This is a genomic window from Bacillus sp. LR_5, assembly GCF_042709275.1.
In genome coordinates this window covers 1-15,195 of record NZ_JAVAXX010000155.1, presented here as the reverse complement: position 1 = coordinate 15,195, position 15,195 = coordinate 1, and the positions used below count along the sequence as shown (strand labels likewise).

15 protein-coding genes are annotated in these 15,195 nt (G+C 44.4%); 2 read left to right on the top strand and 13 right to left on the bottom strand.

What is annotated here, in order from left to right; all coding sequences use genetic code 11:
- Window positions 1-220: 220 nt before the first annotated feature.
- The 9 genes from RAC86_RS24170 to RAC86_RS24130 all read right to left on the bottom strand — a co-directional run bounded on the left by RAC86_RS24170 (window position 221) and on the right by RAC86_RS24130 (window position 7,831).
- Complete coding sequence (locus tag RAC86_RS24170) at window positions 221-772, bottom strand: hypothetical protein (RefSeq protein WP_072181893.1); 552 nt, start codon at window positions 770-772, stop codon at window positions 221-223.
- Between the two features lie 5 nt (window positions 773-777).
- Window positions 778-2,595 carry a T7SS effector LXG polymorphic toxin gene (locus RAC86_RS24165; RefSeq protein WP_072565388.1) on the bottom strand — a complete coding sequence of 606 codons (1,818 nt, stop codon included), beginning with the start codon at window positions 2,593-2,595 and terminating at the stop codon, window positions 778-780.
- Window positions 2,596-2,613: 18 nt separating this feature from the next.
- Window positions 2,614-2,874 (bottom strand): YwqI/YxiC family protein, encoded by a 261-nt coding sequence (locus tag RAC86_RS24160; RefSeq protein ID WP_003221757.1) that lies wholly within the window; start codon window positions 2,872-2,874, stop codon window positions 2,614-2,616.
- A 9-nt stretch (window positions 2,875-2,883) separates the two neighbouring features.
- Window positions 2,884-3,306, bottom strand: coding sequence for a YwqH-like family protein (locus tag RAC86_RS24155; RefSeq protein ID WP_014115436.1), 423 nt, complete (start codon window positions 3,304-3,306; stop codon window positions 2,884-2,886).
- Between the two features lie 362 nt (window positions 3,307-3,668).
- The gene (gene uglF, locus RAC86_RS24150) at window positions 3,669-4,991 is read right to left on the bottom strand and encodes a UDP-glucose 6-dehydrogenase UglF (RefSeq protein ID WP_072565389.1); all 1,323 of its coding nucleotides are present in this window, start codon (window positions 4,989-4,991) and stop codon (window positions 3,669-3,671) included.
- Window positions 4,992-5,186: 195 nt separating this feature from the next.
- A complete protein-coding gene (locus tag RAC86_RS24145; RefSeq protein WP_072565390.1) occupies window positions 5,187-5,951 on the bottom strand; it encodes a tyrosine-protein phosphatase in 765 nt (254 codons plus the stop codon).
- Window positions 5,952-6,000: 49 nt separating this feature from the next.
- Complete coding sequence (locus tag RAC86_RS24140) at window positions 6,001-6,717, bottom strand: CpsD/CapB family tyrosine-protein kinase (RefSeq protein ID WP_072565391.1); 717 nt, start codon at window positions 6,715-6,717, stop codon at window positions 6,001-6,003.
- Complete coding sequence (gene tkmA / locus RAC86_RS24135; protein ID WP_014115441.1) at window positions 6,707-7,453, bottom strand: protein-tyrosine kinase activator TkmA; 747 nt, start codon at window positions 7,451-7,453, stop codon at window positions 6,707-6,709. Before tkmA ends, RAC86_RS24140 begins: the two co-directional genes overlap by 11 nt.
- 234 nt (window positions 7,454-7,687) lie before the next feature.
- A complete protein-coding gene (locus tag RAC86_RS24130; RefSeq protein ID WP_003221769.1) occupies window positions 7,688-7,831 on the bottom strand; it encodes a YwzD family small protein in 144 nt (47 codons plus the stop codon).
- A 204-nt stretch (window positions 7,832-8,035) separates the two neighbouring features.
- On the opposite strand from RAC86_RS24130, the gene RAC86_RS24125 reads away from it, so the two are divergent.
- A complete protein-coding gene (locus RAC86_RS24125; RefSeq protein ID WP_072565392.1) occupies window positions 8,036-9,646 on the top strand; it encodes an SWIM zinc finger family protein in 1,611 nt (536 codons plus the stop codon).
- Window positions 9,633-12,401 (top strand): DEAD/DEAH box helicase, encoded by a 2,769-nt coding sequence (locus tag RAC86_RS24120; protein WP_072565393.1) that lies wholly within the window; start codon window positions 9,633-9,635, stop codon window positions 12,399-12,401. The genes RAC86_RS24125 and RAC86_RS24120 overlap by 14 nt, the downstream gene beginning before the upstream one ends.
- 130 nt (window positions 12,402-12,531) lie before the next feature.
- Here the strand turns inward: RAC86_RS24120 and ywpJ are convergent, their stop codons facing one another.
- The 4 genes from ywpJ to RAC86_RS24100 form a co-directional block, all read right to left on the bottom strand.
- Window positions 12,532-13,389: a phosphatase YwpJ gene (gene ywpJ, locus RAC86_RS24115; RefSeq protein WP_072565394.1), complete on the bottom strand. Its 858-nt coding sequence runs from the start codon at window positions 13,387-13,389 to the stop codon at window positions 12,532-12,534.
- Between the two features lie 5 nt (window positions 13,390-13,394).
- The gene (glcR, locus tag RAC86_RS24110) at window positions 13,395-14,171 is read right to left on the bottom strand and encodes a transcriptional regulator GlcR (RefSeq protein WP_014115446.1); all 777 of its coding nucleotides are present in this window, start codon (window positions 14,169-14,171) and stop codon (window positions 13,395-13,397) included.
- 224 nt (window positions 14,172-14,395) lie between these two features.
- Window positions 14,396-14,737, bottom strand: a complete 342-nt coding sequence (ssbB, locus tag RAC86_RS24105) for a single-stranded DNA-binding protein SsbB (protein WP_014115447.1) — start codon at window positions 14,735-14,737, stop codon at window positions 14,396-14,398.
- Between the two features lie 76 nt (window positions 14,738-14,813).
- Window positions 14,814-15,195: hypothetical protein (locus RAC86_RS24100; protein ID WP_377886093.1), on the bottom strand; the 382-nt coding region annotated here is incomplete at its 5' end.

Sequence of the window (15,195 nt, the reverse complement as noted above, 5' to 3'; positions counted from 1 at the left end):
TTTTCATTTTGCAGTATTAGAAGTTCATATTCTTCTTCCGTTCTTTTTTCTGAGTTTAAATTGTTCAGTACTACAGACCAGCCATCACAGATTTTTAATGGCTGCAATTGAGAAATATGATCTTCGCCCATCCCGCTTCTCCTTGTACTTCGTTGGCCAAGCTTTAAAAAGCTTCATCATTTTAAAAAAACTTGCCGATGACAACACGGCAAGTTTTTAACTATAGCAACTCTAATACATCAGTAAACAAGGCATCTCCTAATGTTAATCTCCTGTTGAAAGGCTGTATATGTGGCAATTCACTCCATTCATACACAGTATCGTAGTAATCATACAAATAACTGAGTTCGATAAACCCTTTCTCATGCATTATTTTATTGATATAGTTCGTTCCCTGAATGAATTCTAAAGATTCAGCAGTCCCTATAATATCATAAGCGCCGTCAATTAAATCGTGTCTTAGGGAATAGCTATAATCTAGTACATAAACAGGCACCAATTTAGATACTTTCATATTGATTTGCTGTTCTAAATGAAAACTATTCTCCCCAGAAAGATCTTTCAAATGGATATCAATTTCTCCTGAAGGATTGTTTAAATCTCTAACTTCAATTTTTTTCAAACCTTTTATTTGATTAAACTCATCAGGCACTTTTATTTTCTCTGCACATTTGTTCTTATACCATTCGTCTAATTCCCTTTTCACAAATAGACGATGAAGCAATTCACCGATTTCAGGATATTCACTAATAAATCTGATTCCATGTTCCATAGTTTTTAACCATCCCATCTTCTTGAAGGCTCGCCTTTTTTCGTCTGCTTACCAGTTACAGGATCAAACTCTCCTAAATGCTCTGTTCTTCTACGGTTCCACTTTTCTAATTTGCCATGCTGGGAATCCCATTGCCAATTAAATCCATCTTTATCTGTCCAAGATTTTCTTTTTAATCTTTCTTTTATTTGTACCATGCCTCTATCTTCCATCCAGTTAGTTGGTTCCTTTAAACGATATCCATTTGAATTGTCTCCAACTATCTTCTCCCTGTCAGCTATCGCAGCATTGTATTCTTCAGTCCGTTTCTTCTTACTGTAGTTAGTACCATTATGAGCAACGTAATCATTTTGAGTCATCCCCTCAGGTTTTTCCAACCATTTGGGTTTTTTTGACTGGCTACTCGCCATCTTCACAATCCCAAGATCCTTAACAGCAGTCGTTTCCACATCGACACGGACTGTCGGGAATCCGAATGTGAAGCCCTCGGGAGTTACTGGGCGTTCTGCGTATACGCGGACGTTTGTTGGGACTTTGAATTGTTTTACTTTTTCTAGTGTCTTGTTAGCTTTTTGGACTTTTGAATGGGTTGCAAGCGGTATGCCTTTGTCTATATGTTTCGCCAATGCACCGGCTCCGACCAAGCTCAATGCCGCTTCCAGCGCCCCTTGCTTCCGCTTCTCCTCAGACACTTTATTTCCAAACATATCCCTTCCCGTGACAGCTTCTGAGAATCCATTAGAAGCAACAAGGCCGTATGCACCCATTTCTGACATTTTGAGAATGTCTAAGGATTTTCCAGTTTTATAAGCATCTAAAGCGTGTTCTGCGGCAATGACAGTTTTTCCGGTTTTGTAGATGGCTTTTCCGCCTTTGAAGGCGCGGCCTACCCAGCCGACGACCGGTATGAAGCCAGCTGCTGCCATAGCTCCTGCTGTCACACGTTCTGCGGTGGAGAGTTTTTCTCCGGTAACCGGATCAACACCTTCGGTTGCTCTTTTATAATCATAATAACCAGTGACTTCTCCAGTAAAGTTGCAAACTCCATCCCATGTTTTCTCGTACCATGGTTTATTTGCTTCTTCTTCAGCCTTTTCCTGAAGCCGTCTTGCTTCTGCTTGCTGTTTTTTTGCATCGATATATGTTGTTCCCTGTTTTTCTACTTCAATGACGCTTTTGTAGACTTCATTGCTGTGGAATGCTTTTTTGTCATAGTACATAGGGGATGCGCTTTTCCCGTTACTGGTGGCCTGCATGAGAACGGAATATTTGCTGAGCACTGCGTTGTCCAGAGATTCTAAATTTTGATATTCAGTTGTCAGAGACTCGTCAAGCTTATCGACTGCTGTGATCGTGTCACGTCTGATTTTTTGGGCATCGCCCATCTTATCGGCATAGTCGTCAAGCGTGTACATGTCGAGATCAATAATATCGCTGATTCCTGACAAAATGGAATCGATTTCCTCTTTATGAGCGGTGACAATCTCTGAGGCTTTCAAGTCTCCATTGGGCAGCTCATGATCCAAAAAAGAAGTTTCCACATATGAATCATTCAGTTCTTGATCTTTAATGTCGCCTGAAATGCCATTTAAAAACGCAATTTGAGCAGAAACAAGCGTCAGCCAGCTTTCGACGATTTCCGCCTGTCCCTGAAAGAAATCTTTAATATTGTCCGCGCCTTTTCCTTTAAAATTGTCGCCTAAATCCGCCACTTCCTGAAATGCTTTTTTCAGCGTATCCAGCTGCTCCTCAAGCGTCTCATATTGCTTTTTTCTGCTCTTCGCTTCTTCGATTAAAGATTTAGATTCAAATACTTTGCTCATCACACTGCCCTTTCTTTTCTATTTTACCGCTATCGCCTCGTCCTGCTCTTTGAGTGAATCTACGTTATCCTTCGTATCCTCGATATTTTTCTGCACCGCTTTTTTATAATCTCCGAGCATGGTTTTGATGTTCTCCTCACGCTCATGATATTTTTTCGTGTAATCGAGGCTGTTTTTTCCATTTGATCCTGCTGCGCCGATTGATACGTCAGCCAGCGCGTCTTTGACAGAATCCAATGTTTTGATGACTGTGTCGTACTTCAGCTTAATTTCTGACATAAAAAAAGATCACCACCATTTTAGTTTACTAATTTGTCTTCCCGCTTCTTCCACGAACTCTTCTCCTTTAGCAAGAAGGTCGCCTGCGGCATTCGCTGCGCTTTTTGTCAAATTCAGCTCGAATTTCTCTGTTTCAAGCCAAAATATTTTGCTTTGAATCGAAGCCATATACTCGTTATATTTATCATTCACAATCTTGGATGCTTCCGATTTTGCGTTTTCTCTGCCCTTGTCGAAATCATCCGCTTTTGTTCCCGTCCAGTGCTTGCCTAATTCCGGTTTCACAATGTCTTTGATTTCAGTAATTGCCTCTTCTTGCAGTGTGTCTATGTCCTTTTTTGCTTTTTTCAGCTTTTCGATCTTGTCTTCTACGTCGGAAATTTTTCCGTTGAGCGAACTTTTGATATCCGCTAACATACTTTCATAACCCATCTGATTCACCTCTTAATACTCAAAAAGTCGTATGGAGGGGCTGATGAAGATAGACTTTTCCATACTTTATTTCCATATATTATATTTTAAAATAGCCAGAAGGCGGCTTAAATAGGGTAAACGGCTTAATTTCGACGTATAATGCTCGCAATGTGTAGGTCTATAATCTTGTTTTTGTTCGTTATACAGCCAACGAAAGCGTTTTATAAGATGAAAACACCTAAAGTCATAGTTATAAAGACACTTGAAAGAGACAGATGTTGATGATCTGTCTCTTGTCGTAAGAGCATATTTTGTTTTTTCACTTTAAACCGTAGTAGAAAAGAAAAAAACTGGCTTCCAGCCAGTTTTCTCTTTTCCAACTATTGAATTGCACCTGACGGAACAACCGCCTTCCGTCCCACAGAGTAATACTCCACTCCTGCCTCAGCTGCTTCATCCAATGTGTAGCAGTTTCTGCCGTCAAAGATGAGCGGCGTTTTCATCAAGTTCTGATAGGCCGCTAACGGGAATTGTTTAATGTTGGCCCAGTCGGTTAAAATCATGACGGCGTCGGAGCCTTTGACTGCTTCCTCGATCGTCTCTTTATATTCAACAGCTTGCGGGAGAACATGCTTCGCATGGCTGGCGGCAATGGGATCGTAGGCTATAATATGGGCTTCGAGCGCAGCGAGACGGTCTGCAATGACAATCGACGGCGCTTCCCTCATATCATCCGTATTCGGTTTAAATGACAGCCCTAAAAGGGCAATCGTTTTTCCCGTCACCCCGCCGAGCCTGTTCAGCGCTTTATCAACCAGCATCGCCTGCTGATTGTTGTTGACTTTGATGACCGATTTCAGCAGTTCAAAATCATGCGCGACATTGCCGGCAATTTGCACGAGAGCGTTTGTGTCCTTCGGAAAACAAGAGCCGCCGTAGCCTATGCCGGCTTTTAAAAACTGGCTCCCGATCCGCTTATCCTGTCCCATGCCGTACGCGACTGCTTCAATATCGGCGCCAACCTTTTCACATATATTTGAAATTTCATTTATAAAACTGATCTTAGTAGCCAGAAAAGCATTTGAGGCATATTTGATCATCTCGGCGCTTCTGATATCTGTTTGATAAATCGGGATTTGAAACGGACGGAAAAGCTCCTCAAGCGTCTTGGCTGTTTTCTGATCCGCCGTTCCGATCACGATTCTATCGCCATAAAACGTGTCATAGATCGCCGATCCTTCACGTAAAAATTCAGGATTGGATGCGACCGAAATGCTCACAGGCTCTGCAAGATGTTCAGTGATTAGCCCATCAATCAAATCATTTGTTCCGACGGGCACTGTGCTTTTCGTTACCACAATGGTATCCCGTTTGACATGCCGGGCGATGCGTTTGGCTGCATCTGTAATATGCTCCAGGTTCGCGTGCCCATCGCTTTTCTGCGGTGTGCCGACCGCTATAAAAATAATGTCTGCCTGTGCCAAGCCGTTCTCATAGCTCGTTTCAAAGTTCAGCCGTCCATCAGCTGTATTTTTTCTCATCAGCTCTTCAAGACCCGGTTCAAATATGGGGGAAATGCCTTTTCTCATTTCATCAATCTTGTGAGCGTCAATATCAATGCAGGTTACATGATGTCCAATCTCAGAAAGAGAAACACCTGTCACAAGACCGACATAGCCTGTTCCGATGACTGTTATATTCATTGTTTCCCTCCAACAGTTAAATTGCTGCTTTGCAGCTTTCGTATTATCGTATGAGAACATCCTATCATGAATGCGGATGATCTCCCGCATAGCCTGTCGGGTACAGCCTGTACAGATTTCTGAAATGTGATTCAATCATACAGTATACTATTATATCGCTCTCAGAAAGAAAGTGGTGAAATGAGAACCGGCTGTTTAAAAGAGCCCAAATAATTTTCTTCTTTTGAGCGGCTGCGGAGGCTGCCTGTAGATCGTCTGATTCTGAAGGAGAAGCTCGGCATTTTCCGTCAGCATATAAGGGAATTCCGGACCAAATTCTTTCTTAAGAACATGAAAGGCTTCCTGGTAATGAAAGTCTCTTGTTTTCAGATTATGAGCATCTGATGCTACGAAATGAATCAAATTGGCTTCAGCCAGCCGGAGAGAAAATGCTTTCATCTGTTTTCCGAAAGTACCCGCAAGACTTCCTGAAGTCACTTGAGATGCCGCTCCTTTTTCCACAAGATGATACAGCAAGGACGGGTTTTCGCGAATTTCCCTGTTTCGTTCAGGATGGGCGATAACCGGAATATATCCTTTCAGCTGCAAATCATAAAAAAGCTGCTCCGCATATCGGGGAACCTGATCAAACGGAAACTCAATCAGAATGTATTTAGTATCGTTCAGTGTAAGCAGCTGCTGTTCAGCAAGATCCCGTTCCAAATCGCCATAGATTCTGATTTCCTGCCCCGGAAGCACGGTTATAGGGATGTCTTCTTTGATTAAACGTTTGTTTAACTGATCTGCCGCTTCTCTGACTGCGGCTTGACCGTTTTCATACACACCGTTCTTATGATGCGGTGTCGCAATGATGGCCCGGATTCCCTGATAAACAGCAGCCCTTGCCATTTCTATACTGTCGGCTGAATCGCTTGCCCCGTCATCCATTGCCGGAAGAATGTGACAGTGGATATCTATCATGTCTTAGCCTCCTTTTTTTCGCAAAAATAAATAACGGGCAAGCTGCACGTTATTTATTTTGTATGAAATTTTCCTTGTTTCCGTAATATCCGTATTCAGAGTGCTTCGAAAGCTTTTTGCCGTTCATAATCGCCCCAAGGAGCTTGCTTTTGCACGATTCAAGTGCCTCTTTCGCTTTTGCGGCTTGTTCCTTTTCTGTTTTCCCGCTTGAGATAACCAAAACAGACCCGTCTGCCACGTTGCCTAAAATTTGCGCATCCGCTACAGCAAGAATAGGCGGCGTATCAAAAATGACCATATCATATGCCGCACACACTTCGTCTGCAAGCTCGTTCATCCACTTCGAGGAGAGAAGCTCAGCAGGGTTTGGCGGGATCGGGCCGCTCGTCAGCACGTCAAGATGTGTTGCATTTGAGGCTTGTACAGCCTGCTCCAGTGAGCTTTTCTTTAATAAAACAGTTGTTAAGCCAATCATATTTTCAAGATGAAAGGCCGTATGTACTGTTGGTTTTCGCAAATCGGCATCAATTAGAAGCACTTTTTTTCCCTGCTGGGCAAATACGACAGCCAGGTTAGCGGCCGTCGTTGATTTTCCTTCTCCGGGACAGGCCGATGTGATCATCACTGATTTCATTTGGCGGTCCACTGAAGCAAATTCGATATTCGTACGAATCGTTCTATATTGTTCAGAGTTCAAGGATTTCGGCTCTGTCATCGCAATGACATTTCTGCGTATCCAAGAGCCTCTGCTTTTTCTAAGCGCCAAAATGTCCACTCCCCGCTTTTTCAGATTGGATACCGTGTAGGCTCTTCGCTGTTTTCTGCTCATTCGCAATCGTGGAAACCGTCCCTAAAACCGGTATGTCCAGCAAGGATTCGAGCTGCTCTTCCGATTTGATCGTATTATCTAAATGCTCAAGCAGGAAGGCCAGACCGATGCTTCCCGCCAATCCCGCCGCAAACGCGATGGCAATGTTAAGAAGCGGCTTTGGCGATACAGGTGACGGATGGTCTGAAACCTCGGCTTTTGACAGAATACTGACATTGTCAACATTCATAATGGATGTGATTTTGGTTTTAAAGACAGATGCGATGGTATTGGCAATATGAGCCGCTGTTTCCGCGTTTTCATCCTTGACTGATATGTTAACCACTTGGGAGTCCTGCTCGCTGGATACGGTAATTTTGTCATTCAGTTCCTGAGATGTCATCGACAGGCCCATCTCTTTAATGACTTCGTCTAAGATGGCAGGGCTCTTAATGATGACGTTATACGTATTGATTAACTGTAGATTGGTTTGAACATCGTTAAATTGGACTTCTTTTTGGTTGTTTTTCGATTGATTGACCAGAATCTGAGTTGAATTTTCATAGATGGGTGTAAGTGCGAAGAAACTGATGAGTCCGCCGGCAGCAGTGGCCGCTGCGGTTACAATCATAATCAAAAGTATGCGTTTTGTTAACGTTGATAATATCTCTTTTAAGCTAGTAGATTCTCCCATGATACCTCCAAATCTCTTATAACATCCTTTTCCATCTACGATTATACAACGTAGAAACCGCATTTCTCCAGCTTTTCACGTGACATAATTCGACATTTTTTTACAAAACGTTATGTGGCGATTCTTTATGTAAGCGCTCTATTTACTGTTTTGACAAAGCTTACTCTTTTTCTCCTATTCAGGCAGTCACGTATTCACGCATTAAAAAAATCCCGCAAAAGGCGTGCGGGATTCTTATGTTGCATATCCATTTTTAATATGAGAAATCAAATTTTCAAGCATTTCCTTCGTCGTCATTTCAGATGACCGCTCACCAATTTCATGTGCATGCATCAAAATTTTCAGAAATTCTTCTTGATTCAATTTCTTTTCACTCATCTTTTTTGTTCCTTTCAGCTTCCATTAAGTTGAAAACACGATTATTATATGATGCCGGTTATCAATTTGCAATCTCTAATACATCATTCGACACATCCCATTTTTTATGTCCTTTTTTAGGAAAAACTTTTTCAGGCCGATGTGTTGCGATATAATAGAGAAATTGGATCTTTTTATTACGTGACTCGGTTAGGAGCGATAATCATGCTTCAGAATATGATTTCCAAAGACGATGTGCTGGCATCTGCCGAACAGTTGAAAGAACTCCTTCCCTACAATGAGGAAAATGTTCAGCTGATCAAAAAAGCCCTTATTTTATATCGGCAGGATTCAGTCTATCGTTTACAAGCAGTGAGTCCGACGGAAGTTACGGCTTTTGTGCAGGATGTTGTCCCTGTGCGGGTCACATTGAACTTGTTTGTCATAGTCAAAAGCGGCTGTTCATGTCCGTCTGGAAGAATCTGCCGCCATATGCTGGCTGTGTTTTTATATGTATATGCAATGTTTGAGCGGGTGGGTACTTTTACAGAGTATTGGCTTGAGAGGGAAAAGCTTGAGGAAAGCAAAGAGCTCGTCCGCCGCCAATTCCAGGAAAAGGTGCTGCCTAATGAAGAATCGCTTTCAAGCTGGCTCGCTTTTTTTGATTCAGAGTTCTCTCTCTGGCAGGCGCGCACGCCGGAAAGCAGCCAAAACATGCAGGGCCTCTATTACGGCTACCTGTCCGCATTAAAAAAGCATGCGCCGAACAAGCCGGAGCTGAAAAGCCTGTACCAAATTCATTCCGCGATTGCGGTTTGGCTTCGGATGTTCACATTGATTGAAGCGGGCAAGCTGAACCCCGAGCAAGACTTTTATTCCCTCAATCCGTATGTTGAACAGCTGATGGATACAATCTACAGCTCTATTGATAAATTAAAAACATATGCGCTGTCATTTGCGCTTGATCCGTTTTTGGAAAAAACACCGGAAGTTATCCGACATTTGCTGTTGAAAGAAGATATTTTTCAATATGAACGCATCCGCATCTTCAGTGAAATTTGGAGTGCGCTGCTGTCGCGGCCAAAATGGGTGGCGCGCGAACAGGAGATTTTGAAAAAAGAAGCCGGACGGCGTTTTTCTCCTGAATTGCAATTCGGGCGCCTGCACTTGGAATTCTTGCAGAAGAATGATGACGTTATTTTTGCGGAAGCTGATGAATTCCCGCCGGAAGCGCTGCCGTATACGTTTCAGTGGCTGAGTGAAATCACTGCCAAGAAGGATTGGAAACGGCTGAAAACATGGTACCAGCGGATTGAACCGATTGCGATGGGTTATACGAAACTGGATAAGCCGTTTAAAGAGATTCGCGACGTGATCAGCGAATTGTTCCTTCTGCTGAATGCCTATGTGAAGCAAACCAATGACCAATCGCTGTTTGAACGCTATGCTTCGGGCTGTCTGCCGTATACGTTCACAGAATACAGCCATCACTTATATGAGAAAAAACGGTATGCCGAGTGGATCGAAATTCACAGCCTTGTCGGCTTTTCCATCTATGAAATGGATAAAATGATGCTGAAGGAAATTGCAGCGAGCGATCCGGAGGCGCTTATCCCGGCTTACCACAGAGAAGTGGCCTTTTTTATCGATCAGAAGAACCGCAGCTCGTACAAGGAAGCTGCACGGTATTTGAAAAAACTGCGCACCCTGTACAGAAAAGCGAAGAAACTGAAGGTGTGGGAGCGATATATTCAGCAGCTGAGCTCGCATTACAAGCGTCTGCGCGCGCTTCAAGAAGAACTGCAGAAAGGAAAGTTGATTGATGGCGAGTCTTAAAGAAATTCTCATCCACGTCGAACAAATGGAAGATGGTTCATTTACGCTCTCAGCCTTTGATGAGAATGAACAGCCCCTTCCCTACAGCCATATGAAAAGGCATTTGTTCCAATGGCATGAATCCTCATTTTACGGAACCTTTCTTGAGGATGTCAGCTTCATCGGGACAACCGCTGTTTTGCTTTCTCCATGGATGACTGTAGAGCTTCTCGGCAAAAACTCGTTCAACTCATTCAGCTCCGTGCAGCTTACAGAAGAAACGGAGCCGCTGATCGAGGCGGCATCGACCATCTATGAATTTATCGCAGACGGCGATTTTCTGCCTGACTATGAAGCATGGACAAACGGTGTTTTTCGCTGGAAGGACCGCGACAAGATACTAGATGGCTTTACTGCGGATTGGTTTTCCGCTGCAGTGCAGGACTACATCCAATACGACGATGACCTGCGGGAGAAATGGGAACACATTAAGGAGAAATCGCCTGCGGTCACGACATTCCGCGGACATTTTCTCGATGAAGAGGATTTTCTTGAAGGGATCGGCTGGATTGACGATCAATCTCCATTTACAGTCGGCCTGCGCTTAAATGAGCCAGACTTTGACGGAGACGATTGGAAAATCGAGATGTTTTTACGCGATAAAAAGAGCGGCGCTGTTGAATTCTTTGACGGGCTGAAGAGCCTTAAGAAATCGTGGCAGGCGTACAGCGATAAAATCGCACGTGAGCAGGATCGCTTTCACAGAACGGTTCCGTGGCTGTCATTTGATTCTGGGACAACGCTGATTTCAGAGGAAGAAGCCTGGATCTTCCTGTCAGAAGCAAGTGAGACGCTTGTCGATATGGGGGTTGAAATTCTCCTGCCATCCTGGTGGCAGATTGTCAGAGACAGCAACATGATGCTGAAGGCAAAGGTATCGTCCGCCCCGCGCGGCGAGTCATTTGTCGGCATGAATGCGCTGCTTGATTTCAACTGGCGGTTTGCGACAAATGGAATTGAGCTGACTGAGGCTGAATTTAATGAGCTTGTCGCCAGCAACAGGCGCCTCGTTAATATACGCGGGCAATGGGTAAAAATCGATCCGCAGTTTATCAAACAAATGAAACGCCTGATGGAAAAAGCGGAATCGGAAGGACTCCACATGTCTGATATTCTGGCGCGCGAACTAATGGATCAGGGGGAAGGCGGGCTTGAAGATTCAGATCTGATTGATACATCCGCTTTTGCCGGCATTCAATTTGATCTGTCCAAACAGCTCAGGTCACTGATTCGAAAGCTTACGGCCGCGGAAAATCTGCCGGAGCACGAAGTCAGCCCTTCTTTCCAAGGAACTCTCCGCCCCTATCAGAAATACGGCATGAACTGGCTGCTGTTTCTGCGAGAAAGCGGTTTTGGCGCCTGTCTGGCTGACGATATGGGTCTTGGGAAAACGATTCAAATGATCGCCTATTTCCTACACGTGAAGGAAAGCGGCCGGCAAAAAACGCCGAATTTGATTATCGCGCCGACATCCGTACTCGGCAACTGGCAGCGGGAGCTTCAAACCTTTGCACCTGACCTGTCTGTCGCGCTCCATTATGGGCCGCGCCGTCCAAAAGGTGATGATTTCGCCGCGCATTACGAAAACGCAGATGTGGTACTCACTTCATACGGATTGTCGCATGCCGATTCGGAAGAGATGTCTTCTGTGACATGGAACACAATCTGCCTTGATGAAGCGCAAAATATTAAAAACGCGCATACGAAGCAATCACGTGCAATCAGAAAGCTGAAAGGGCTTCACCATATCGCGCTGAGCGGCACGCCAATGGAAAATCGCTTAACTGAACTATGGTCCATTTTTGACTTCATGAATAAAGGCTACCTCGGCAGTCTGACGGGCTTCCATAAACGCTATGTGCTGCCGATTGAAAAAGACCGGGACGAAAAGAGAATCGGACAGCTTCAGCAGTTAATCCGCCCATTCCTTCTGCGGCGGACGAAACGTGATGAAGAGGTCGCGCTTAATCTTCCTGAGAAGCTGGAAGAAAAAGAATTTATCCCGCTGTCAGCCGAACAGGCGTCACTTTATGAGCAGCTTGTCAAAGACACATTTGACCATATGACGTCACTGACCGGCATGCAGAGAAAAGCGTTGATCCTCAGCATGCTCGGACGTCTCAAGCAAATATGCGATCACCCCGCGCTCTATTTAAAAGAGGATCAAACCGAGCTGCTGGCTGGCAGATCAGTCAAGCTCGAGAAATTGCTGGAACTCATGACAGCGATCCGCGTCCAAAACGAAAGCTGCCTTATTTTCACGCAATACATTCAGATGGGGAACATGATGAAAAGGCTGCTTGAAAAAACGTTCGGCGAACCTGTGAAATTTTTAAACGGGAGTCTCTCCAAGCAAGAGCGGGATACACTCGTTGAGAAATTTCAGAAGAAAGAATACCCGACACTCATTCTTTCACTCAAAGCTGGAGGCACCGGGCTTAATTTGACCGCCGCCAATCACGTCATCCATTATGACAGATGGTGGAACCCAGCCGTTGAAAATCAGGCCACTGACCGGGCATACCGCATTGGCCAGGAGCGCTTTGTCCACGTTCATAAAATGATTACAACGGGAACAATCGAAGAAAAAATTGATGTTATGCTCGAATCGAAACAAACCCTGAACGACCAAATTATCCAAAGTGAAAACTGGATTACCGAGCTTTCCACACAGGAACTCGAAGAATTGTTTACATTAAGCGCCTCAGCGCGATGAGAATGACTATAAAAAAGCTGGCTCTTTTGAAAGAGCCAGCTTTTTTCCGTTCATATCCGTCACGCCGAATTTCCAAGGAATCCGTTACGCCGGTTATCAACAGGATGCGCTTTTGATGCAGCATATAAACCTACAGTAAATGTTTAATCATATGTGCGACACCGTGTTCGTCATTGGTCAAGGTGACAGCATCGGCCATCGCTTTGATATCTTCCCGCGCATTGCCCATCGCTACACCTTTTCCCGCCGCCTCCAGCATCGATTTGTCATTTAAGCTGTCACCGACAGCCGCGGTTTCTGCGATCGGGATATTCAGCCGTTCCGCAAGCCTCTTCAGCGCCTGCCCCTTGGAAGCTTTGCGGGAAGATAGCTCAAAGTTGTGCTCAGCAGAACTGACAAGCGTCAAATCTTCGGCATGCTCATATTTTTTCCAGCCTGCCTCGAGCTTCTCCTTGAAGAAAGAAAAACCGAGAATATTATAAAAGTCGATCTCCTGATCAGCCTCAAACAGCTCTTGAAACGAGCCAATATAAGCGAAGCCGGATTGGCTGTATTGCACCTCGGCCGCCTGCATAAGGACAGAAAGATCTGCTTCCGGATTCGCGCTTCTGAATCTGTCCAGCTCAACCTCAAGAAGCTCCTTGCCGTTTTGCGGCGTATATATGGCTGAACCTGTGAATACCTCGTAATAATAGTTTTCCGACTCAAGCCATGAGAGAATATCATATGCCCGCTTCTTATCAATCGTTTCGTGATGATAAAGCCTGCCATCGGGATCGTGAATGACGGCGCCGTTTGCGCTGATGACCCACGTTTTGATCCCCAGCGGTTCAAAAATTGACATGACGTCAAAATGAGCGCGCCCAGTTGACACCACCACTTCAATGCCGTCCCGCTGCGCCTGCCGCAGCGCGTTTTCATTTTCCAAGCTTACCTGATGCTTGCTGTTGAGTAAGGTTCCATCTAAGTCAATCGCAATCAATTTCAAGTTTGTCAGCCCTTTCCTTCATCCTGCTCTGTCACGAGAAGTTCCACACCATTACGGTCAAGCAAGTCACAAAACGCCTGATTCGGCAGCTTGTCTGTGATCAAGAGATCGATTTCACTCAGCTCCGCATACTGATAAAAACTGGTGCTCCCCAGCTTCGAATGATCTGCAAGCGCGATCACCTGCTTTGCCTGCTGGATCATTTTTCGCTTCACCATACCATCCTCTTCATGCGCAATTGTAATGCCATGTTCGGAAATGCCGACCACACCGATCAGCGCTTTATCGACGTGGTAGCTTGAGAGCTTTTCAATCACAGAGGCGCCGTACAGAAAGCGGTGTTCCTTTTCCAGCTTGCCTCCGAGCAGATAGATTTCAATTCCCTCTTTATCGGACAGCACTTCCGCGAGATTAATCGAGTTGGTGATCACCGTACAATCATCCGCATTCAAATGCTTTGCACATGCCTGAACGGTTGTAGAAGCGTCTAAAATCACCCGGTCACCATCATGAATGAGCGATGCGGCAAGCCTGCCGATCTTGTTTTTTTCCTCGGACACTGTTTTCAGGCGGCCAGAGTAACTTTGAATTTTCTGATGCACAGTCGGCAAAATGGCACCGCCCCTTGTACGGATGATGGCATTCTGTTCCTCCAGCTTCACAAGATCCCGTCTCGCTGTATCCCTTGACACCTGAAGAAGCGTACAGATCTGCTCCGTTGTAATTCGGTTATGCTGTTTTAAAAAATCCAAAATCGCTACTAATCTTTCTTCTTGGTACACGCCCTCATTCCTTTTCTTATCAATCATCTTTAAGCAATTATAAGTTTTTATTCAATTTCATTCAACATTATTAAGTGAATTTAAGCAAAAATGCATCATAAGAACCAATTTTTCCTAAATGAAACAATAGAAAGAACCAGTCTGGTCGACTGGTCAATTTTGAGGGGATGATGCGGAGATCCGGATTATATGAATGGATAGAAAACGGGAGGATCAGGGGGATGTCAATCGGCAGCTTTTTCCCGGGGTTTAGGGTCCATAAAACGAACAGTGTCAGCCAACACTTCCGTTACATATACGGTAACGCCTTCTGCGTTTTCATAGCTTCTTGTCTGAATCCGCCCGCTTACGCCGACGAGAGAACCTTTTTGGCAATACAACGCCGTGTTTTCAGCTGTTTTTCTCCAAAGTGTGCAATTGACGTAGTCGGCCTCGATTTCACCTGAAGCATTTTTGAAGCTGCGATTTACCGCGAGCGTAACATGTGCGACTGCCGCACCGGCGGAAGTGTAGCGAAGCTCAGGATCTTTTGTAAGACGTCCGACAAGCATGACCTGATTGAACATGCGATTCCTCCTCTCCTTGCGGTTATATGTATTGTAGATGATGCAATGAGAAAAGAAAAACGTGTAAAAGTGACTTTCAGCCTCTGTTTTTATCTTTCGTTTTCATTTTTCCTTCAGCTAAAAACATCTTTTGTTTTTTCCCTTTAAAGAAATATGTACTTTTTAAAAACCGGAAAAATATTTGCTTTGTCAGCCAATTTTGCGTATTCATACACACATAGGAAGAACCATCCCATGCAAACCACTGAAAGCTCAGTTTTTTTTCCGGCAGTGACACCTTAATTTTATACTGTTCCATGCCGTCTTGCGTTTCGTATAAAAAGCTTATCCTGCCTCTCTTGTTCAGATGAACCTCAAACACTTCTTTACGGCTTAACATATATGTTACTTCCTTTTGAATCAAACAATCCTCAGAAGGAGTGCCGTCAATATAAATTTCTTTTAAACGAAATTGATTC

Excerpts from the sequence above, each read along its gene's own strand:
- RAC86_RS24130 (WP_003221769.1), bottom strand. The coding sequence starts at position 7,831 with ATGAGTGAAAAGAAATTGAATCAAGAAGAATTTCTGAAAATTTTGATG.
- RAC86_RS24155 (WP_014115436.1), bottom strand. The coding sequence starts at position 3,306 with ATGGGTTATGAAAGTATGTTAGCGGATATCAAAAGTTCGCTCAACGGA.
- ssbB (WP_014115447.1), bottom strand. The coding sequence starts at position 14,737 with ATGTTCAATCAGGTCATGCTTGTCGGACGTCTTACAAAAGATCCTGAG.
- RAC86_RS24160 (WP_003221757.1), bottom strand. The coding sequence starts at position 2,874 with ATGTCAGAAATTAAGCTGAAGTACGACACAGTCATCAAAACATTGGAT.
- RAC86_RS24125 (WP_072565392.1), top strand. The coding sequence starts at position 8,036 with ATGCTTCAGAATATGATTTCCAAAGACGATGTGCTGGCATCTGCCGAA.
- RAC86_RS24145 (WP_072565390.1), bottom strand. The coding sequence starts at position 5,951 with ATGATAGATATCCACTGTCACATTCTTCCGGCAATGGATGACGGGGCA.
- RAC86_RS24120 (WP_072565393.1), top strand. The coding sequence starts at position 9,633 with ATGGCGAGTCTTAAAGAAATTCTCATCCACGTCGAACAAATGGAAGAT.
- RAC86_RS24165 (WP_072565388.1), bottom strand. The coding sequence starts at position 2,595 with ATGAGCAAAGTATTTGAATCTAAATCTTTAATCGAAGAAGCGAAGAGC.
- RAC86_RS24170 (WP_072181893.1), bottom strand. The coding sequence starts at position 772 with ATGGAACATGGAATCAGATTTATTAGTGAATATCCTGAAATCGGTGAA.
- uglF (WP_072565389.1), bottom strand. The coding sequence starts at position 4,991 with ATGAATATAACAGTCATCGGAACAGGCTATGTCGGTCTTGTGACAGGT.
- tkmA (WP_014115441.1), bottom strand. The coding sequence starts at position 7,453 with ATGGGAGAATCTACTAGCTTAAAAGAGATATTATCAACGTTAACAAAA.